The organism is Endozoicomonas sp. ISHI1, from assembly GCF_024606225.1.
Taxonomy (GTDB): domain Bacteria; phylum Pseudomonadota; class Gammaproteobacteria; order Pseudomonadales; family Endozoicomonadaceae; genus Endozoicomonas_A.
On sequence record NZ_JAGRPU010000034.1, the window covers coordinates 1 to 18726 of the forward strand.

The window sequence follows — 18726 nt, forward strand, 5'->3', positions numbered from 1 at the left end:
AAGCCGTGAAACCAGAAACTGGCAATTACCGGCAGAGGTATGGCTTAACCCTGAGCGATCAGAGAATCAGCAGCATTGTGATTTAGCTGCATAAGTTGAGGCGACATCTACCTTGAAAGTTACCGGTATCTTGAAAACTAAATGAAATGTTAGATGGACATTTTATAACTCCATCTTTGGTAGTATTAACAGATTGGTAAGACTCATCAGCAAGCAATGAGGTAACTGCCTGTGAGCTAATAATTACAATTTGTAATAAAACATAGAGACAAGAAGTTTTCATAATAAATGCCCTGATCAACTTCAAACAAGCCATGAAAAATAAACAGGTTTGACTTGCCGGGCTCAGTATAGCCGCATAAACCCTTAAATCAGTGGTTGCCGACAGACAATCCACTGGATTTTATTGTCAGGTGGCGTGTTAGTTGTTGGGGAGGCGTTGACGGATGAGTAATTCTAGCTGTTCTATTTTTTCGTCGCTACGTTTAAAGCCTGCAAGGGTGGCTTCAGTAAGAGCACCAATGGCAGCTTTAATTTCTGAAAGTTCACGGTCATGCTGTGCAATGCGCAACCGATTTTCCCGCTGGTTTTCCAGTACAATCTTCTGTGTTTCCCCGCTAATCTCGATGAGCCGGTGTACGGCGTTATCCAGCGATTCAAAATGGGATTCAAGTCTCTCTGCACGATGCTGCAGTGACATACTGCGTTCCGTTATCAATTATTGTGCAAGCAGTCAGCGTAGCAGATACTGAGAGATTGCACAGAGACACCTAACATAGGGTTATGTTGCTACCTAAACAATTCAGAATGTGACCCCAGACGCTCAAAGAATATTTTATCTTCTACCACTGCATAGATTAATAACCAGTCTGGCTCTATGTGACATTCTCGATAGCCGCGATAGTTACCAGTCAGGGAATGGTCTTTGTATCTCGCTGCAAGTGGTCTATCTTCTATGAGCCGGTCTGTGACTTTTTTTAATTTTGAGCAATCTTTACCCTGCTTCTTTGCTTTTTTAACGTCCCTTTTGAATTGATTCGTACTGACTGGCTTTAGCATCATTAAATATCCAAGTCATCGTACATTTCCTGAGCGTTTTCGTAGTGCGTTAAACCAACCCCTTTCTCTGTGTCGTCAAAGGCTTTAAGGGTTTCTTCATTAGGTATACGAACATCAAAAGGTAATCCATTGCACAAACCTACTTGCTTATAAAACAAGGTGATTGCATCTGTTGCGTTCAGCCCCAGTTTCTTGAATATCGCTTCTGCATGTTCCTTCACATCAGGCTCTATTCTGGCTCGGATCATTGCGCTTTTGCTCATTTTTAAGTACCCCTATGCGTCATATTGTTCTGTACAGTGTCATTGTAGATCATTTGGGGTACAGTGCAAACGCAACATAACAAACGCTTCCAATTCGTGGCTTCGCCACCCGACCGCCCTTCGGTCGGCGTCTGAAGCTGAGGGATATACTGCACACTCGGTATAATATCATCAACAACCGTACCACGAAGCATACTATCATGGCAGGGAAGCAACTCTCGGAGAAATCGCAAAGGCCGACCATAGCATACGCATGGCCAAAGCTTATACGACATTGCTAGCCCACCCTGACAGTGTCATACAGCAGCGAGGCCGTGACCTAAAGCTCTACGAAGAGATCCTGCGTGACGACCAGTTAAAATCCTGTTTCCAGCAAATACGTCTGACTGTCTCACAGTGACTAGTAAGTATTTCAGCTGCGAATTTCAGACAAAAGCTCTGGATGATTGTCCAGCAGTCTGAACAGTTTTACCAGTGAAAGTGGTGGTTTGGTTTTGCCATTTTCGTATCGGGAAAATGCGTTAACCCCTCCACCAAACATCTCTCCGGCCTCTTTCTGGTCAAGAGTCAGCTTTTTACGGACATTCGCAATAAAGCCCGGGTCGACTATGGAAGCGTTTACCTGTTTGTTAAACGCAACCATGGCCGCACTAACCCGCTCTGATTCTCTGGCGTCAAGTGGGAAGCAAGGTCCTGGTTGAAGCCGGGGCCATTAAATCAGAGGTGCCTGATTTGCCTGTTTATGAGTCCTCTGTCTAATGGCTTGGGGCTATTTTGGGGCTATTGTGAGGTTTTTTAGGGTATATCAGATGGGGTATTTATTGAAACACAGTTTTATTTGATAAAAATAATTCAAATAAATCAATGAGTTAAAGCTTTTTCAATATTCTGCCAGAAATTGCTTACATTTAGAGTAATGACTGCAAACAATCATGAGCCAGAAAAACAGCTTTAGCTCACTATCATCAGGCTAAAAGCCCGGCTCCGTGGTGTTTCCAATAATAAATAAACGCTTAAGGATAACCGGCATGAAAGCAATACAAGCCCTGATTTTGCTACTGCTAACGGCTTGCCTCAATCTTCCCGTTCAGGCAGAAAAGATTTTCAAGTGGGTGGATGAAAGCGGCACCGTTCATTACTCTTCCAGACCACCACTCGTCAACGTTGATACAGAAGTCATTTCAACGCTGGACGAGCAAGAAAAAGAGCCTGAAGAACCGCACCCTCCCGTTGACTCTGAGCCTGAGTCCATCGCTGAGAATCCACCCCAATCCGTTCACCCCCCGGAAGTTCTGGCGTACTGTAAGACACTTTCGGCCAATCTTGAGACACTCAACAGCGATGACCAGGTACGTGTGAACAAAGCCGACGGCAGCTTTGAAATACTGAACGAAAAAGGCCGGGAAAGGGAGAAGGAGAGAATTCGTCAGCAAATGAAGCAACACTGCTTCTGAACCGTTGCCAGATGACCACCGGACAGGCTTTACTGCCCGGCTTCATTCATTAACTCTAACGTTTTTTACCGGCATTAATCTTTTTATACATACGGTAGGAAAAACACGCCAGTGCGCCGGTAACGCCAATAAACACCATATGATCAGGCTCCGTCATAAAGTGCATCAGCATGGAGAAAACGCTACCCTCAGAATGGTCTCCGGGGTGGGCAGACACCTGAGAAGAGGCCAGGACAGTGGCAAAGGTTGCAGAAACGGCGCTCAGATTTTTCATTATCGTACTACTCCTGTCTATTTTTATAACCGAAAACGGTGAACTGTGAGAGATTATACGCTCACGGCAGCAGGTTCATGATCCTGTCTTTCAGGCATTTTCGCTTCCAGCATGCCTTTGTCAACAATAAAGTCGATCACTTCACGAACACCCTGCTCCGCTTTCAGGTTGGTGAACAGGAAAGGGCGATCCCCGCGCATCTTTTTCGCATCTCTGTCCATCACTTCCAGAGAGGCTCCAACGATAGGTGCAAGATCGGTTTTATTGATGATCAACAAATCAGAGCGGGTGATACCCGGTCCACCCTTGCGAGGAATCTTGTCTCCGGCGGAAACATCGATGACATAAAGTGTCAGATCTGACAGCTCAGGGCTGAAGGTTGCACTAAGGTTATCACCACCAGACTCCACCAGAACCATTTCCAGGCCTGGATGTCTCTGGCAAAGCTCATCAACTGCTGCCAGATTCATAGACGCATCTTCACGAATCGCCGTATGGGGACAGCCACCGGTTTCAACACCAATGATACGATCTTCATCCAGCGCTTCATTGCGAATCAGAAACTGTGCGTCTTCTTTCGTATAAATATCATTGGTCACCACTGCCAGGTTGTAGTGCTGCCGCATGGAAGCACAAAGTTTGGTGAGCAGTGCTGTTTTACCGGACCCTACCGGACCACCGACACCCACCCGAAGGGTCTGAGGCTGCTTGCTTGTCATATTGCTTCTTCCTAAGATCTGAACAATCTTGAATACTGGTGCTCGTGCCAGCTGCTGGCCATGGCGTAATGCACCAGATTATTACCCAATTTGTGATCATGAATCGTTTTAGCGCTCTCGATCACAGTGCCAATTTCACTGGCCAGATGTTGCAAAATTTTCTGGGCATCGGTCTGCCCCAAAGGCACCGCCTTGGTAGCCGCTGTCACCTGGTTTTCGCACCATGACCACAACAGTCCGATAGCGGCAGTATCTTTCTTCATGCCGTGGCATAAACTGGATAATGCAAACATAGCTGCTTGAGTGGGCATCTCCAGCCAGTCCGCCCTGGACTCTTCAGGGAATAAAGACGTCAGCCAGATTTTGAATGCCTTGCCTACCTGACAGTCTTCATCATAAAGTTCGCGAGTTTCCCGAAAGGCGAGCAATTGACGATTCCAGTGCTCAACTGAAGGCCTGTCATCAGACTGAAAAGCGTCGTATAGTCGGAAGAACACCGGAACATCCAGACGGCCCATTCCCTCCGTTAGTAGCTGGGAGATCCAATGGCAGGTGGACTCACGATCAAAACACCATTGTCGCTCAATCGCTGTTTCCAAACCCTGAGAATAAGCGAAGGCTCCAACAGGCAGGGCTGGACTGGACAGATGCAAAAGCCCAAGTAATGCCTCAGTGTTCATGGCTTTCCATCCGCTCATAGCTTTCCACCCGCTCATGGCTGTGCTCACCATGGTGATGATGACCATGACCTTTGGCATAAGCACCGTTTTCGGGCTCAAAAGGAGCCTCTGTGTGGTCTACAGTCAGCCCGAGTAACATCACCATTTCATCCAGAACGTGATCTTTCTGGAATCGAAGCCAGTTATTGCCCACCTGCAAGGGGACATGACGATTACCGAGGTGATAGCATGCTCTGGCAAACGTCACGGCATCCTCACAGTAGGCTGTTGTGACTTCTTCATCACTGGCGCGCACCAACACGACTTCACCAGTGTCTGCCTGAAGCAGAGTGCCGCCTCTTAAAACATCGCCCCGCTCAATGAATATTCCTGCTTCTCTCCCGCTCAGGGTGGTCGCTTTCAAACGACCTCTCTTGCGCTCATCAAATGGCAGCAATAGCTCGTCATTGTGCTGAACATCAGTTTCCTGCAAGCGCCTGGTTAACTTCAGCATTTCTTATTTTCCTTTGTCTTGATTTGTTTTGAGCCATTGACAGTAAAAGTCTTTGCGCTCGAAAAAGGCTCACAAAAAAAGCTCTTAAAGATATTCCTAAAAAAGAAAGTAGCGCTGAGCCAGAGGAACGACTTTGGCTGGTTCACATACCAGCAGCTCGCCATCGGCACGCACTTCGTACGTCTCCGGATTAACCTCCATATGGGGCTGCCAAGTGTTCAACAGCATATCTTTCTTGCGAATAGTTCGGGTATTTTTTACCGCAGACAGGATTTTATTCAACCCAAGTTTACTACCAATGTCGTTTTCAAAGGCGGCCTGTGAAACGAAAGAAAGTGAGGTAGCAGAAACGGTTTTACCCAGCGCTCCAAACATGGGGCGATAGTGGACCGGCTGCGGTGTCGGGATGGATGCATTGGGATCGCCCATGGGTGCCATAGCAATTGCGCCCCCCTTCAATACCAGAGATGGCTTGGTACCAAAAAATGCCGGTTTCCACAGCACCAGGTCAGCCAACTTACCCGGCTCGATAGAACCCACTTCATGGGAGATACCGTGGGTTATGGCCGGATTCATTGTGTATTTCGCCACATAACGACGTGCCCTGAAGTTATCCACACCCGCCGAAGAGTCTTCAGGTAACAATCCCCGTTGTACTTTCATTTTGTGAGCCGTCTGCCAGGTACGACAAACCACCTCACCAACCCGGCCCATAGCCTGAGAGTCTGAAGCGATCATCGAAAAAGCGCCGAGATCATGCAGAATATCTTCTGCTGCAATGGTTTCGCGGCGAATACGGGAATCGGCAAAGGCCACATCTTCAGGAATGTTCGGATCGAGATGGTGACAAACCATCAGCATATCCAGATGTTCATCAACCGTGTTGATGGTGTATGGACGAGTAGGGTTTGTAGACGACGGTAGAACAAAGTCTTCACCACAGGCCTTGATAATATCGGGAGCATGTCCACCACCGGCACCTTCGGTATGGTAGGTGTGGATAACTCTTCCCTTGAATGCGGCAATAGTATCTTCAACAAAGCCCGATTCATTCAAGGTATCGGTGTGAATAGCGACTTGAATGTCGTACTTCTCTGCAACGCCCAGGCAACAATCGATAGAAGCGGGAGTGGTTCCCCAGTCTTCGTGAAGCTTGAGCCCCATGGCTCCCGCCAGAACCTGTTCTTCCAGTGCTGCGGGGATGCTGGCGTTGCCTTTGCCAAGAAAACCAATATTCATGGGCAGACTATCCACAGCCTGTAACATGGAAGTCATATGCCACTCACCGGGTGTACAGGTCGTTGCATTGGTTCCTGTGGCAGGCCCGGTGCCACCACCCAGCATGGTGGTCACTCCGGAAGCCAGAGCTTCTTCTATTTGCTGGGGACAGATGAAGTGGATGTGGGCATCAACCCCCCCCGCAGTGACAATCTGACCTTCGCCGGCAATCACTTCGGTGCCAGGACCGATGATAATGTCGACTCCGGCTTGCACGTCGGGGTTGCCAGCCTTGCCTATCTTTTCTATCCGGCCATTTTTAATGCCAATATCCGCTTTGACGATGCCCCAGTGATCCAGAATCAGTGCGTTAGTGATGACCGTATCCACCACATCAACTCCTGTTCTCTGACTCTGGCCCATACCGTCACGAATCACCTTGCCACCACCAAACTTCACTTCGTCGCCATAGACGGTGAAATCTTTCTCCGGACTGATGAACAGATCAGTATCACCAAGACGTACTCTGTCTCCTATTGTCGGACCAAACATGTCCACATAGGTTTGACGTTCCATTCTGGCCATTATTTTTCTCCCTGCTCCAGCTCACCCATGACATCACCACGGAAACCATAGATCTTGCCTTCCCCGGCGAAACGAACCAGCTCAACCTGTCGATCCTGACCAGGCTCAAAACGAACAGCGGTGCCTGCCGGGATATTCAGCCGGAAACCCAATGTCGGCTGCCGATCAAAAGCCAGTGCCGGGTTTACCTCGTAGAAATGGTAATGAGAGCCAACCTGAACCGGCCTGTCACCCGTATTGGCGACGGTCACAACACAAGTTTTCCGCCCTTCATTGATTTCGATCGCCTCTTCGGAGGCAATGACCTCTCCTGGAATCATAAAAGCTCCTGCATCAGGCAATGGGATTGTGAACGGTCACCAGCTTGGTGCCATCTGGGAAAGTGGCCTCTACCTGAACTTCATGAATCATCTCCGGAATGCCTTCCATGACGTTGTCCCGGGTCAGGATTTCACGCCCTTCATTCATTAACTGAGCGACGGTCTTGCCGTCTCTGGCCCCCTCCATTATGTGCATGGAAATCAGGGCAATGGATTCCGGGTAATTCAGCTTCACTCCCCTGCCAAGGCGACGTTCAGCAACCAATGCTGCGGTGTATAACAGCAATTTGTCTTTTTCTCTGGGGGTCAGCTCCATGAGAGCCCTCCAATTTATTCTTGTTGTCTTTTAACAAGCCATAGGCAACTAATATGCTACAGGCATCAACGATCAGGTATTCCAGATTCTGGGCTTACAACCTTGCCGGCCATTCAATAAGCAACGGAGATCATTCCAAAGCCAGGCAAACAAAGTCCTGGCCTGTTCTGGTGAGCTGCCCAGATAACGGGCAATAAAAACCCCGTTTCGCCAGGTAACGGCCACACACTTCGAAGCCCCAAGGGCTTCCAGCCTTTCATGCAGATGATCACATCCGGGGTCTTGCTGAAGGGTCATAAGAAGTGTGCCGAAAACGTGCTGGCCATTCAGACCAAGAAGCGACTGAGTAAGAGGTGATCCCGCAACCAGTTCCAGTCTTTCTCGATAAAGCGGCTGGTCATTGCGAGCGAGCTGAAGGTTCTGGATTACCTTACCTTGCCTGAACGCTTCGCCACTGGCTTTCCGACCCAGACAAAGAATGTCCCAGCCTGCGTAGCAACCATTGCCGGTCAGCTCAACAGAAGTATTCAACTCCGCTTCTGCACCATTAAAAACAATGGTTTCCTGAGGCAACCATTCCAGACAGGCATCCTCCTGAACGACCATGGACGTCAGCTGTTTCTGAAGGCGGCCATTACCATTGTAGTAGACTTTCCCGGCAGCAGGTGTGGTAACCAATCCAGACGCACCAGAGTGAGCTTTAAAACTCTGAATCAGCTCATCACCGGCAACCAGTCCCCCGGGGGGATGAAGAATATAAAGATGGAGCAGGTCTTTACCCTCTGGCCAAAAGGGACGCTGAATTCGCAAAGGTCCATAATGACGCGTACGGCCCATGCGGGTATAGCCATCCTGATATTTCAGTTCAACAGCAATACCAGCACGCCAGCCCCTGTCACCGGGCGCAACGTTATCCTGGTCAGAATCAATCTCCAGGTTAGATCGCGGGTTAGATCGCGGGTTAGAAAGTAGATTAAGTGCCAGCCCCATACTTCATCCCTTCGTGTTAAAGGTCATCTCTGGCGTGCAAAAGATGTTCCATTTTATTTTTATGCAGCTGCTGACATTCTTGACCATAAAGTCAGCTTTATTCGCACCAAAAGAACGCATAAGCACCGCATTGGTGAGCAGAGATATTCTGAAATAAGGCACGTGCTGTCAAGACGATATAAAGAGATTCACCTTATCTCAGGTGCTAATAGTAAAAGCCTTTCTACATGAACGACAACGACTGTCAATATTGGCATACACATTGCTGTCTCACTGTCGCACATAAGGATAAAAAAAGGATGAATAAGAACTATGAAAAGCTCCCTCAAAAAACTTTCGAGAGGCCTGATTGTAGCGTCTGCCGCAACTGCCGCCCTGTCATTTTCGGTCATATCCCAGGCTGCAGATACCATCAAGGTGGGTGTTTTACATTCTCTTTCTGGCACTATGGCAATCAGTGAAACCACATTGAAAGACACTGTTTTAATGATGGTGGACGAGCAGAATAAGAAAGGTGGGTTGCTGGGCAAGAAGCTCGAAGCAGTCGTTGTTGATCCTGCCTCTGACTGGCCACTGTTTGCAGAAAAAGCCCGCGAACTGTTGGCAAAAGAAAAAGTAGACGTCATTTTTGGTGGCTGGACTTCAGTCTCCAGAAAGTCAGTTCTGCCTGTGGTTGAAGAGTTGAACGGCCTGATGTTCTACCCGGTTCAGTATGAGGGACAAGAGTCATCCAAAAACGTTTTCTACACCGGTGCAGCGCCAAACCAGCAGGCTATTCCTGCAGTTGATTATCTGATGAGTTCTGAAGGTGGCAACGTCAAACGTTTTGTACTGGCCGGTACTGACTATGTCTACCCAAGAACCACCAACAAGATTCTGGACTCCTATCTGAAGAGCAAGGGTGTCAAAGAGTCAGATATCATGATCAATTACACGCCTTTCGGTCACTCTGACTGGCAGACCATTGTTTCTGATATCAAGAAGTTTGGTAATGCCGGTAAAAAGACGGCGGTTATATCCACGATCAATGGTGACGCCAACGTACCTTTCTACAAAGAACTGGCTAACCAGGGTATAGCTGCTGAAGACATTCCGGTGATTGCCTTCTCTGTCGGTGAAGAAGAACTGTCAGGAATAGATACCGCACCTCTGGTAGGCCACCTGGCAGCCTGGAACTACTTCATGAGTGCCGAGAGTGATATCAACGATGAGTTTATCGAAACCTGGCAGACCTTTACCAAGAATGAAGAGCGCGTAGCCAATGATCCAATGGAAGCCACTTATATTGGCTTCAACATGTGGGCAAAAGCCGTTGAGAAAGCCGGAACCACTGATGTCAATGGCGTTCGTTCAGCCATGTATGGCATCACTGTTCCCAACCTGACCGGTGGTATCGCTGTAATGAACACCAACCATCACCTGACCAAACCGGTATTGATTGGCGAAATTCAGGACGATGGCCAGTTCGAAATCGTCTGGGAAACCAAGGGTGGTGTCATTGGTGATGCCTGGACTCAATATCTGCCCGAAAGCTCAAAGATCGTTGCTGACTGGTCAGCCCCAATCAAATGCGGCAACTACAACCTGGAATCAGGCGTCTGCTCCGGTCAGAACTACTGATTGATTAGTCGTTTTTTTTGAAGCCACATGGCATGAGAAGTTAACTCTTTCATGCCGTTCCCAAAGCCTGCCTGAAGCAAGGCAGACAACCAAATACTTATTAACTGGAAATTCTATGATCTGGAGACTCTGGCAAATATTGCCGTTAGTATGCCTCTGTCTTCTTTTTGTCTTTGTCTCATCAGCACAGGCTCTGACCGACAGTCACACCAACAGTCGTGAAGAGCTGGCCAGACAATTGAGTGAAAAGTCATGGGACAAACTGGAGGCCACCATCACCGAACTCTCTGCCAAGGGTGATGATGAAAGCCAGAAGCTTTTAACCCTGTGGTTGTCTGGCCAACTGTTTATTGAAAAGAGCACAGATCGCCTGGTCATAGGCAACAGATCAGGCCGTATGTATCTCATTGCAGACCCGATCACAGATGAAGCATTGGGTGAAGTCAAAAAACGCAGCCTGAAAAAAATCAAAATCAATAACCGGCTGAGAAACGCCATCAGAACCGCATTGGCAATCTGGGATCTCAAGTCTGAAGACCCGGACAAGCGCCTCCAGGCAGTGAAAGAAACCTCCAGGAACATTCAGGCTGAGACGTTAGCCATTCTGAAGGCGATGCTGAAGACAGAATCCGATGAGGATGTTCATTCGGCTCTGACAACAGCGGTTGCCTTGTATCATATCCAACACGGCAATGATGAACTGAAGCTTCAAAGCCTTGAAATTCTGTCTGAGTCTGATGATCCGATTGTTCGTTCAGCACTGGAGTCAATTAAAACAGAGACTAAAAACAAGGAAATTCTTCTGGGCATAGACTCTGCTCTGGCCGACATGGATCGAAGACAAGACTACTATTCCGCAATAGAAAGTGTTTTTTTTGGCTTGAGTCTGGGTTCAGTATTACTTCTGGCTGCCATTGGGCTGGCGATCACTTTTGGCGTTATGGGCGTTATCAACATGGCTCATGGCGAAATGATGATGCTTGGCGCTTATACGACTTTCATCATTCAATCTGCCTTTCCATCATTAATGGAGCAATCTTTGTTTATTGCCATTCCTGCCGCCTTTGTTGTCGCTGGTACGGTTGGCATTTTGATTGAGCGACTCGTCATACGTCACCTTTATGGTCGCCCACTGGAAACGCTTCTGGCTACTTTTGGTATCAGTCTGATACTTCAACAGGCCGTTAGAACCATTTTTTCTCCCCTGAATCAGGCAGTATCAACACCGGAATGGTTGAGCGGCTCCTGGATCATCAATGATGCTTTATCTTTAACCTGGAACCGGGTCTACATCATTGGCTTCAGTCTGACCGTCTTTCTGACTCTCTTATTTATCATGCACTACACCCGATTTGGTTTGAATATGCGGGCAGTTACCCAAAATCGTGCCATGGCCAACTCTATGGGTATTCCCACCCACCGTGTTGATGCAATGACCTTTGGCCTTGGCTCCGGTATTGCCGGCGTTGCTGGTGTTGCTCTGTCTCAGCTGACCAATGTGGGTCCAAATCTTGGCCAGAACTACATCATCGACTCTTTCATGGTGGTGGTCTTTGGTGGCGTTGGCAACCTCTGGGGCACACTAGTGGCAGCAATGAGCCTGGGCGTAGTCAATAAGTTGCTGGAGCCCTGGGCAGGCGCAGTCATTGCCAAAATTCTGGTACTGATTTTCATTATTCTGTTTATTCAGAAAAGACCCAAAGGCCTGTTCGCCCTGAAAGGTCGTGCGGTGGAGGATTGATCCATGAGTTCTGTAAAATTATCCTCAACAACAAGGGGTAAAGGTCCTCTCAGTCGTTTTCTTCTGGACGATCCAGCGGGCAAATGGCTTTTGATTGCCGTTTTTGCCATCAGCATTATTGTCTCTGGACTCAATCTGCTGGCACCTGAAGGCTCTGCCCTGCACGTCAGCAGTTATACTGTCACACTGCTTGGAAAATACCTCTGTCTGGGCCTTCTGGCACTGGCTCTGGATCTGGTCTGGGGTTACTGCGGCATCCTCAGTCTGGGTCACGGGGCTTTCTTTGCCCTCGGCGGCTACGCCATGGGGATGTACCTGATGCGCCAGATTGGCGACCGTGGAGCCTATGGCAACCCTGAGCTGCCGGACTTCATGGTGTTTCTGAGTTGGCAGGAACTGCCATGGTACTGGCAGGGTTTTGATTCTTTCTTGTTTGCTATGCTGATGGTCGCTCTGGTTCCCGGCATTCTGGCTTTCCTGTTTGGTTGGCTGGCATTCCGTTCCCGGGTCACCGGCGTTTATCTATCCATCATTACTCAGGCACTGACGTATGCCCTGATGCTGTTGTTCTTTCAGAACGATTTCGGTTTCGGTGGCAACAATGGCCTGACCGACTTTAAAGATATTCTCGGCTTCAGCCTGAAAAGTGATACAACCCGCGTCGCTCTGTTGATGTGCTCAGCACTAGCCCTGGGGCTGGGCTATATGATTTGCCGATGGCTGGTGGATTCCCGATACGGAAGAGTATTGATAGCTGTCAGGGATGCCGAAAGCAGAACCCGCTTTATGGGTTATCGGGTTGAACACTTCAAGCTGGTGGCTTTTGTAGTTTCTGCTGTGTTGGCCGGCATCGCCGGTGCACTTTATGTGCCACAAGTAGGCATCATTAATCCGGGTGAGTTTTCTCCCATCAACTCCATTGAACTGGTGATTTGGGTGGCCGTTGGTGGCAGGGGAACACTCTACGGGGCAATCATCGGTGCACTGCTCGTTAATTATGCCAAAACATGGTTTACCGGAGCTATGCCCGATGCTTGGTTGTTTGCCCTGGGTGCCCTGTTTGTTGTTACGACACTCTGGCTACCCAAGGGCGTTGTTGGCTTATACGGCCAGGTTCGTGAGAAGTTTTTGAAACCATCTGCCCGGACTCAGGAGCAAGAGGTAGTCGATCATGGTTGATAAACATATACCTGATAACACGCTGCTGTACCTCGACAATGTGACAGTCAGCTTTGATGGCTTCAAAGCCTTGAACAACCTGTCTTTTTTAATCAACCAGTGCGAACTCAGGGCCATTATTGGTCCCAACGGTGCCGGTAAAAGCACCATGATGGACGTCATCACTGGTAAAACTCGACCAGATACCGGAGAGGTGCTTTTTAATCAAGGAAGCACAAGGCTGTCCGGGGGCTCTATCGATCTCACCCGGCAAGACGAAGCCGAAGTAGCCAACCTGGGAATTGGCCGAAAGTTTCAGAAGCCTTCTGTCATCGAAAGTCTGACAGTCTGGGAAAACCTGGAACTGGCTCTTAAAGGTCGTCGTTCACCTTTTGAATCCATCTTTAAAGCTCTTTCTAAAGAGGGCTTCAAAAAGATTGAGAAAACCCTCAGCAGAATCCGCCTTCAGGATCGCCGTGACTTCGCGGGGGCATCTCTCTCTCACGGTCAGAAGCAGTGGCTTGAGATAGGCATGTTATTGCTTCAGGACCCCGAGCTTTTGCTGATCGATGAGCCCGCAGCCGGTATGACCGATGAAGAAACCTTCAGAACCGCTGATCTGCTGCGGGAACTGTCAGAAGAGCGAAGCGTTGTGGTAGTCGAACATGACATGGCCTTTATCAAAGCACTTGACTGTAAAGTGATGGTGCTTCATGAAGGCAGTGTACTGGCAGAAGGGTCGCTGGACCATGTTCAGCAGAATCAAAAAGTCATCGACGTCTATCTGGGAAGATAGCCTCAGGCCAGATAGCAGCCCTGAGCTGGAGAATAATATGCTTGAAGTACAGAACATAGATGTTTTTTACGGTGCCAGTCAGGCACTGAAGTCTGTCTCCCTGAAAGTGGACAAAGGTCAGGTCACCAGTATTATGGGTCGTAACGGTGTGGGTAAAACGACATTGATGAATACTGTCGCCGGGCGTGTTTCAGTAATGTCGGGACAGATACTCTGGAAGGGTCAGTCCATCAATAATCTGACTTCACATCAACGAGCCCGACAGGGAATTGCTTATGTACCCCAGGGTCGACAGATTTTCCCGCTGCTCACGGTTCAGGAAAATCTGGAAACAGGATTTGCCTGTCTGCCGCGTTCGCAGCGTAAAGTGGATCGGGAAATTTATGATCTTTTTCCTGTATTGCTGGATATGAAACATCGTCGTGGAGGTGACCTCTCTGGCGGACAACAACAGCAACTGGCTATTGCCCGGGCACTGGTTACCCAACCTGAGTTGTTAATTCTCGATGAGCCAACCGAAGGCATTCAACCTTCCATCATCAAAGATATTCAATCCGTCGTTGGTATGCTCAGGGACAGGGGAGAAATGGCCATTCTGCTGGTAGAACAATACTTTGAATTTGCTCGGGATCTGGCCGATCGATATGCCGTACTGGATCGTGGTGAACTGGTACTGTCTGGGGCAGGCAGTGAGATGAATGAAGAAGAAGTCAGGCAATTGATGACCGTTTAAAACGGCGCGGATGAATACAGCCAGACATTCTGCCTGTATCCATCTGTTCTGCGATCATAATCAGTTCATCAACTGATCAAAACGCTCCACCAGCGAAAGCAGTTGAGTAGCTTCTATTTTCTCAACCATCAGGGCTTCTTCAGCATAAGGCTTGATGTTTGCACCTTTTGGCAGGTCAGCCCCCTGATCAAGAATGGCATGGACCCGGGGAATAAAAAGCCATTGCAGCCACTGAGTAAATTCCATGGCATCCATGCAGAAAGGTGTTGTACTGGCCAGCGCCTGAGCCGAAGGTGGCATAGCCTGCCAGCACTCCAGTCTTTTTAACTCTGCTTCCAGAGCTATCAATAACTCTCTAACTTCTGTGCTCATTGACTGTCTTTTACCCTGAAAACCCAAAACGTATTTTACTATGAAAATAGCCTGATATCCTCCTCACTCTGAAGAGGTGTCGCAAAGGCCTTCTAAAGACACGAATTTTTGTGCTGATTCGATAAGTCTGTTGAAGTTAAGGCAGATACTAAAACGTTTCTTCCTGCAGAATACTAAATTCACCTGATAAAGCGATAGACATCACAGCATTGGTTGCTTCCATGGGTAAGTGGTAAGAGTTATTAGATACTCTCATTAGTCCTGATATTGGTGTAGTCATCATTTCAGACTCAGATTGTTGATGTAAATGATGATAAAGAATAATGCTTTGTATTGATTCACGATTGACTCTGCCAGATCTTATTGGTATGTGTACATATCTCGCCGGGTCATTTCCAATACCAGACCCTTTTTCTAAAAAATTCTGATGCTGTATAAAGTATTGGTCACGATCATTTCTTATGATAAACATGCGGCAGCCTTGGCACAATTCGCTTGTATGCTGAACTTCAGCCATATATTCAATGACTCCTATTCCCGTTATTTTTAATCTTACTTCCTTTTCATCACTACTCTTAACTAAAAAATCACTAGGTGTTATTTTTTTTATTTCTGGATGGGCCATACAACAGTAAAGTATCGTAGCCAAAATAATTAACGCCGTTTTCAGGGTAAGCATTGATATTTACCTCGAAGAGTATCAATTATAAAGTAGCTGCCCCAAAAAGTTATTGTGTACTTTTATTAGCAAGTGGCTAGCCTTATGAAATCAAATATTTCTGGCAGCTTTTATGGAAATCCTCTACCGCTTATTATCATTAGTGAGCATGTGCATCGGGTTCAGACTCATGGGTTGCGTAAAAATTTGATTTGTTTCAGGTAAGTCGCGCTGGATTCAAGCAATAAGTGCAAGCAAACATCCTGTGTAAACTTCAAACGATATTCCCCAGCCAGCACCTCAGCCTTTTCAACCCTGCTTCCAGAGCTATCAATAACTCTCTGTACTTTATGCACGTCGTTTGTCTTGTAAAATGAAAATCCTTACCGCATTTTACTGTGAAAATTGTATAAAAAAAGCAAAATGCGCCCGACCCTGTTTAACCAAGTGAAGTCAGAAAACTCTTGATCTGTCGCATGAGGCCTGAGGCTGGCCCCAGACTCAGAGCTCTATCTGCCAGCTCACGGGCCTGGCCGTAATGCCCCTGTTTCTTCCTGAGTTGCGCCATCAGGTAATAAACCGATGGATCGGTTGGACTGATTCTCATTGCTCTGGACAGGGCACTTCCAGCACTATTCAGATCGTTGTCTGCCATGGCATTCCATGCCTGATCCAGCAGAGTACCAACAGCATCGGTTCGATCCGCATGAGATGAATCGGCATCTGAGATGGAGGGTGGCATATACGCCACCTGACCAATACTGGCACAACCTGTTAAGAGGACTGCAAAGAGCAGTGGTATTAATCTTTTCACTTTTGTCTCACTATGGGCATTCATTCAAACCATGATTTTATGGAATCAAACAGAGTTTTAGCGGGCTCAATCATGGTTCGACCACACCCCTGATACTCCTCAGGCTCTGAACCCGTGATATAAGGCACTTTTACCGCTCCCTCGCAGCTCTTGCCTGTTCTCACATTGCTTACCGGCTTAATCCAGACATACTCAATCTCTCTACTGTTCAAAGGCTGAACCGACTTAATTGGCACCTGTTGCATAAAACGCGTCCAGACTCTCAGGGCTCCGCTACTGCCAGTCAGGTTAGTTGGGCTGTTATCATCATTCCCCAACCAGGTCACTGTCATCAGATTTCCGGTAAAACCAGCAAACCAGCTGTCTCTCAGGTCATTGGTGGTGCCACTCTTTCCTGCTAACTGAATATCCTGACTGATACTCCAGTATGCACGACGCCCGGTACCTTCTCTCATTACCTGACCCATAGCATGTCGCAAAAGCTCTATTGGAGCAGAGTCGAACGCTCTCTCAATCGAGAGGCTGTAGCGCTTCAATGGATGACCACGGGCATCTACTACCGCATCAATTGCCCGCAATGGCATCCTGAAGCCTCCGCTGGCGATGGTTTGGTACATAGACGCAACATCCATAAGGGAAAGGGACGCTGCTCCCAACATGACAGAGGGATAGGGAGGCAGTTTTTTCTCAATCCCCAGACGCTCAATGGTATTCAGGACATTATTAAGACCCAGAGCCATCCCGGTCTGGATCGCCGCCTGATTGTAAGACTTGGCCAGCGCCTCTTGCAAAGGCACCATACCTCTGGATTTGCCATCATAATTGGCAGGCTCCCAAAGTCCTCCCTGACCGTCGCTTACCCGAATAGGATAATCCTTGACAGGTGTCGTTAAAGTATACCGCGCAGGTTGCTCCAGCGCTGTCAGATAGATCGCTGGCTTAAGCAATGATCCCACAGGACGTCGTGCATCCAGAGCCCGGTTAAAACCGATATAGCCCGGATTCTTGTCGCCGACTACCGCCAGAAGATCGCCTGTCTGGGCAGAGGTCACCACCATGGCTCCCTGCAAATCAGGGTTATTTTTATCTAGCTGATCTACAGTATCAGTCATACTTTTCTGGGCAAACCGCTGGATGACGGGGTCCATATTGGTGAAAATTCTCAGACCTTCCGAGGTAAGATCACCTTCATCATAATCTTCTCTGAGCTGCTTCTTTACCGTGTCAATGTAAGCAGGATAAGCACTGGTATTGAGCTGCTCCCGGGTCACGACGCCCAGAGGCAGTTTTTTGGATCGCTCTGCTTCAGAACGAGGCACAACGCCTTCATCTGCCATCACATCAAGCACCAGGTTTCTACGTGCCTTTGCTCTCTCAGGAAAACGTCTTGGGTCGTAATACGACGGACCTTTCACCAACCCCACCAGCAGAGCGACACGAGCAAGGCTCAACTCTTGGATAGGTTGGGCAAAATAGAAATGACTGGCCAGACCAAAACCATGGATGGCCCTTCGGCCATGCTGCCCCAGATACACTTCATTCAGATAGGTTTCCAGAATTTCTTCTTTGGAATAATGAAAGTCCAGCAGTACCGACATAATCGCTTCATTAAATTTGCGGGTCAGGGTTCGGTCATTGCTCAGATAAAAGTTTTTAACCAGTTGTTGAGTCAGGGTACTCCCGCCCTGTACGACCCCTCCGGCTCTCAGATTGACCAGAAATGCTCTGGCTATCGAGCTCGGTGAAACCCCCCAGTGATCATAAAAGTTCTTGTCTTCTATCGCTAACAAGGCTGTGGTCAAATACCTTGGTGCCTGAGATTCACGGATAAGAATTCGATCCTCAAAGGTTGAAGGATAGATACCTCCTATCAGTTGAGGGTCCAATCTAAGCAATGGAATATTTTCTGCGGCCTTACCTTTCAGACTGATAACTTCATTGCCAGAAAATACGACACTGGCATGGCGGGATGATTCAGCGCCATCCGGAAAATGAAAACCCCGGCTATAAATAGTGAAGTGATTCCCCGTGCGGGCAAAGGTACCAGGTCGTTTGACGCTTCTAACGGCCTGATAGCCCTGACGGCGAAGTTGGGCCTGAAGCTCATTAGGGTTAAGAAGCTGTCCTTCGTAGAGTTCCAGCGGACGAGCATAAACCTGGGCAGGAATCGCCCATTTCTTGCCTTCAAATTTTTGAGTGACAACAGCGTCCAGATAAACGGAGTAAGCAGCAAGTAAAATCAGACCGACTATTCCCAGTTTTACCAGAGTCGGGAACCAACGCCTGCCCCCACCTGCATTTCGGGCTTTTTTCTTGTGTCCCGGCGACCGTTTGCCCCGGGACGGTGTTTTTTTCTTTGTTACCATGGTGCGAGATTATACGCTATAGTTTTCCGCAATGGCCCTATGGTTTGCCGTGTTTTTACATCAGATTATTTTCTAACAGCGCAACCAACAAAAAGCA

21 protein-coding genes and 1 pseudogene are annotated in these 18726 nt (G+C 48.1%); 6 read left to right on the forward strand and 16 right to left on the reverse strand.

Features of this window, described 5'->3' with window-relative positions; all coding sequences use genetic code 11:
• Window positions 1–421 precede the first annotated feature (421 nt).
• The 4 genes and pseudogenes from KBW69_RS18280 to KBW69_RS18295 all read right to left on the reverse strand — a co-directional run.
• Window positions 422–700, reverse strand: coding sequence for a hypothetical protein (locus KBW69_RS18280; protein WP_257281774.1), 279 nt, complete (start codon window positions 698–700; stop codon window positions 422–424).
• A gap of 89 nt (window positions 701–789) precedes the next feature.
• Window positions 790–1062: a type II toxin-antitoxin system YafQ family toxin gene (locus tag KBW69_RS18285; protein WP_306674586.1), complete on the reverse strand. Its 273-nt coding sequence runs from the start codon at window positions 1060–1062 to the stop codon at window positions 790–792.
• On the reverse strand, window positions 1062–1322 hold the full coding sequence (locus KBW69_RS18290) for a type II toxin-antitoxin system RelB/DinJ family antitoxin (protein WP_257281776.1): 261 nt from the start codon (window positions 1320–1322) through the stop codon (window positions 1062–1064). The genes KBW69_RS18285 and KBW69_RS18290 overlap by 1 nt, the downstream gene beginning before the upstream one ends.
• Before the next feature lie 412 nt (window positions 1323–1734).
• Window positions 1735–1986 (reverse strand): annotated as a pseudogene (locus KBW69_RS18295) (type II TA system antitoxin MqsA family protein); the annotation flags it as partial.
• A 364-nt stretch (window positions 1987–2350) separates the two neighbouring features.
• Here KBW69_RS18295 and KBW69_RS18300 point away from each other — a divergent pair.
• A complete protein-coding gene (locus KBW69_RS18300) occupies window positions 2351–2776 on the forward strand; it encodes a DUF4124 domain-containing protein (RefSeq protein WP_257281777.1) in 426 nt (141 codons plus the stop codon).
• 55 nt (window positions 2777–2831) lie between these two features.
• On the opposite strand, the gene KBW69_RS18305 is transcribed toward KBW69_RS18300, so the two are convergent.
• From KBW69_RS18305 to KBW69_RS18340, 8 genes are all read right to left on the reverse strand, one after another.
• Complete coding sequence (locus KBW69_RS18305; protein ID WP_257281778.1) at window positions 2832–3050, reverse strand: HupE/UreJ family protein; 219 nt, start codon at window positions 3048–3050, stop codon at window positions 2832–2834.
• Between the two features lie 53 nt (window positions 3051–3103).
• A complete protein-coding gene (ureG, locus tag KBW69_RS18310) occupies window positions 3104–3769 on the reverse strand; it encodes an urease accessory protein UreG (RefSeq protein WP_257281779.1) in 666 nt (221 codons plus the stop codon).
• 11 nt (window positions 3770–3780) lie between these two features.
• A complete protein-coding gene (locus KBW69_RS18315) occupies window positions 3781–4467 on the reverse strand; it encodes an urease accessory protein UreF (RefSeq protein WP_257281780.1) in 687 nt (228 codons plus the stop codon).
• On the reverse strand, window positions 4439–4942 hold the full coding sequence (gene ureE / locus KBW69_RS18320; RefSeq protein WP_257281781.1) for an urease accessory protein UreE: 504 nt from the start codon (window positions 4940–4942) through the stop codon (window positions 4439–4441). The genes KBW69_RS18315 and ureE overlap by 29 nt, the downstream gene beginning before the upstream one ends.
• 96 nt (window positions 4943–5038) lie before the next feature.
• Window positions 5039–6745, reverse strand: a complete 1707-nt coding sequence (ureC, locus tag KBW69_RS18325; RefSeq protein WP_257281782.1) for an urease subunit alpha — start codon at window positions 6743–6745, stop codon at window positions 5039–5041.
• The gene (locus KBW69_RS18330) at window positions 6745–7065 is read right to left on the reverse strand and encodes an urease subunit beta (RefSeq protein ID WP_257281783.1); all 321 of its coding nucleotides are present in this window, start codon (window positions 7063–7065) and stop codon (window positions 6745–6747) included. The genes ureC and KBW69_RS18330 overlap by 1 nt, the downstream gene beginning before the upstream one ends.
• Before the next feature lie 13 nt (window positions 7066–7078).
• Complete coding sequence (locus tag KBW69_RS18335) at window positions 7079–7381, reverse strand: urease subunit gamma (RefSeq protein WP_062264019.1); 303 nt, start codon at window positions 7379–7381, stop codon at window positions 7079–7081.
• Window positions 7382–7453: 72 nt separating this feature from the next.
• On the reverse strand, window positions 7454–8371 hold the full coding sequence (locus KBW69_RS18340) for an urease accessory protein UreD (RefSeq protein ID WP_257281784.1): 918 nt from the start codon (window positions 8369–8371) through the stop codon (window positions 7454–7456).
• A 312-nt stretch (window positions 8372–8683) separates the two neighbouring features.
• On the opposite strand from KBW69_RS18340, the gene urtA reads away from it, so the two are divergent.
• The 5 genes from urtA (at window position 8684) to urtE (ending at window position 14419) form a co-directional block, all read left to right on the forward strand.
• The gene (urtA, locus tag KBW69_RS18345) at window positions 8684–9991 is read left to right on the forward strand and encodes an urea ABC transporter substrate-binding protein (protein WP_257281785.1); all 1308 of its coding nucleotides are present in this window, start codon (window positions 8684–8686) and stop codon (window positions 9989–9991) included.
• 115 nt (window positions 9992–10106) lie between these two features.
• A complete protein-coding gene (gene urtB / locus KBW69_RS18350; protein WP_257281786.1) occupies window positions 10107–11732 on the forward strand; it encodes an urea ABC transporter permease subunit UrtB in 1626 nt (541 codons plus the stop codon).
• 3 nt (window positions 11733–11735) lie between these two features.
• Window positions 11736–12911, forward strand: coding sequence for an urea ABC transporter permease subunit UrtC (gene urtC / locus KBW69_RS18355; protein WP_257281787.1), 1176 nt, complete (start codon window positions 11736–11738; stop codon window positions 12909–12911).
• Complete coding sequence (gene urtD, locus KBW69_RS18360) at window positions 12904–13686, forward strand: urea ABC transporter ATP-binding protein UrtD (RefSeq protein ID WP_257281788.1); 783 nt, start codon at window positions 12904–12906, stop codon at window positions 13684–13686. The genes urtC and urtD overlap by 8 nt, the downstream gene beginning before the upstream one ends.
• A gap of 37 nt (window positions 13687–13723) precedes the next feature.
• The gene (gene urtE, locus KBW69_RS18365; protein WP_257281823.1) at window positions 13724–14419 is read left to right on the forward strand and encodes an urea ABC transporter ATP-binding subunit UrtE; all 696 of its coding nucleotides are present in this window, start codon (window positions 13724–13726) and stop codon (window positions 14417–14419) included.
• Window positions 14420–14479: 60 nt separating this feature from the next.
• On the opposite strand, the gene KBW69_RS18370 is transcribed toward urtE, so the two are convergent.
• The 4 genes from KBW69_RS18370 to mrcB form a co-directional block, all read right to left on the reverse strand.
• Window positions 14480–14791, reverse strand: coding sequence for a YqcC family protein (locus tag KBW69_RS18370; protein WP_257253560.1), 312 nt, complete (start codon window positions 14789–14791; stop codon window positions 14480–14482).
• 148 nt (window positions 14792–14939) lie between these two features.
• On the reverse strand, window positions 14940–15470 hold the full coding sequence (locus KBW69_RS18375) for a hypothetical protein (RefSeq protein ID WP_257281789.1): 531 nt from the start codon (window positions 15468–15470) through the stop codon (window positions 14940–14942).
• Between the two features lie 418 nt (window positions 15471–15888).
• A complete protein-coding gene (locus KBW69_RS18380) occupies window positions 15889–16191 on the reverse strand; it encodes a tetratricopeptide repeat protein (protein ID WP_257281790.1) in 303 nt (100 codons plus the stop codon).
• 92 nt (window positions 16192–16283) lie between these two features.
• Window positions 16284–18629 (reverse strand): penicillin-binding protein 1B, encoded by a 2346-nt coding sequence (gene mrcB / locus KBW69_RS18385; protein WP_257281791.1) that lies wholly within the window; start codon window positions 18627–18629, stop codon window positions 16284–16286.
• Between the last annotated feature and the right edge of the window lie 97 nt (window positions 18630–18726).

Excerpts from the sequence above, each read along its gene's own strand:
- KBW69_RS18280 (WP_257281774.1), bottom strand. The coding sequence starts at position 700 with ATGTCACTGCAGCATCGTGCAGAGAGACTTGAATCCCATTTTGAATCG.
- KBW69_RS18285 (WP_306674586.1), bottom strand. The coding sequence starts at position 1,062 with ATGATGCTAAAGCCAGTCAGTACGAATCAATTCAAAAGGGACGTTAAA.
- KBW69_RS18290 (WP_257281776.1), bottom strand. The coding sequence starts at position 1,322 with ATGAGCAAAAGCGCAATGATCCGAGCCAGAATAGAGCCTGATGTGAAG.
- KBW69_RS18300 (WP_257281777.1), top strand. The coding sequence starts at position 2,351 with ATGAAAGCAATACAAGCCCTGATTTTGCTACTGCTAACGGCTTGCCTC.
- KBW69_RS18305 (WP_257281778.1), bottom strand. The coding sequence starts at position 3,050 with ATGAAAAATCTGAGCGCCGTTTCTGCAACCTTTGCCACTGTCCTGGCC.
- ureG (WP_257281779.1), bottom strand. The coding sequence starts at position 3,769 with ATGACAAGCAAGCAGCCTCAGACCCTTCGGGTGGGTGTCGGTGGTCCG.
- KBW69_RS18315 (WP_257281780.1), bottom strand. The coding sequence starts at position 4,467 with ATGAGCGGATGGAAAGCCATGAACACTGAGGCATTACTTGGGCTTTTG.
- ureE (WP_257281781.1), bottom strand. The coding sequence starts at position 4,942 with ATGCTGAAGTTAACCAGGCGCTTGCAGGAAACTGATGTTCAGCACAAT.
- ureC (WP_257281782.1), bottom strand. The coding sequence starts at position 6,745 with ATGGCCAGAATGGAACGTCAAACCTATGTGGACATGTTTGGTCCGACA.
- KBW69_RS18330 (WP_257281783.1), bottom strand. The coding sequence starts at position 7,065 with ATGATTCCAGGAGAGGTCATTGCCTCCGAAGAGGCGATCGAAATCAAT.
- KBW69_RS18335 (WP_062264019.1), bottom strand. The coding sequence starts at position 7,381 with ATGGAGCTGACCCCCAGAGAAAAAGACAAATTGCTGTTATACACCGCA.
- KBW69_RS18340 (WP_257281784.1), bottom strand. The coding sequence starts at position 8,371 with ATGGGGCTGGCACTTAATCTACTTTCTAACCCGCGATCTAACCCGCGA.
- urtA (WP_257281785.1), top strand. The coding sequence starts at position 8,684 with ATGAAAAGCTCCCTCAAAAAACTTTCGAGAGGCCTGATTGTAGCGTCT.
- urtB (WP_257281786.1), top strand. The coding sequence starts at position 10,107 with ATGATCTGGAGACTCTGGCAAATATTGCCGTTAGTATGCCTCTGTCTT.
- urtC (WP_257281787.1), top strand. The coding sequence starts at position 11,736 with ATGAGTTCTGTAAAATTATCCTCAACAACAAGGGGTAAAGGTCCTCTC.
- urtD (WP_257281788.1), top strand. The coding sequence starts at position 12,904 with ATGGTTGATAAACATATACCTGATAACACGCTGCTGTACCTCGACAAT.
- urtE (WP_257281823.1), top strand. The coding sequence starts at position 13,724 with ATGCTTGAAGTACAGAACATAGATGTTTTTTACGGTGCCAGTCAGGCA.
- KBW69_RS18370 (WP_257253560.1), bottom strand. The coding sequence starts at position 14,791 with ATGAGCACAGAAGTTAGAGAGTTATTGATAGCTCTGGAAGCAGAGTTA.
- KBW69_RS18375 (WP_257281789.1), bottom strand. The coding sequence starts at position 15,470 with ATGCTTACCCTGAAAACGGCGTTAATTATTTTGGCTACGATACTTTAC.
- KBW69_RS18380 (WP_257281790.1), bottom strand. The coding sequence starts at position 16,191 with ATGCCACCCTCCATCTCAGATGCCGATTCATCTCATGCGGATCGAACC.
- mrcB (WP_257281791.1), bottom strand. The coding sequence starts at position 18,629 with ATGGTAACAAAGAAAAAAACACCGTCCCGGGGCAAACGGTCGCCGGGA.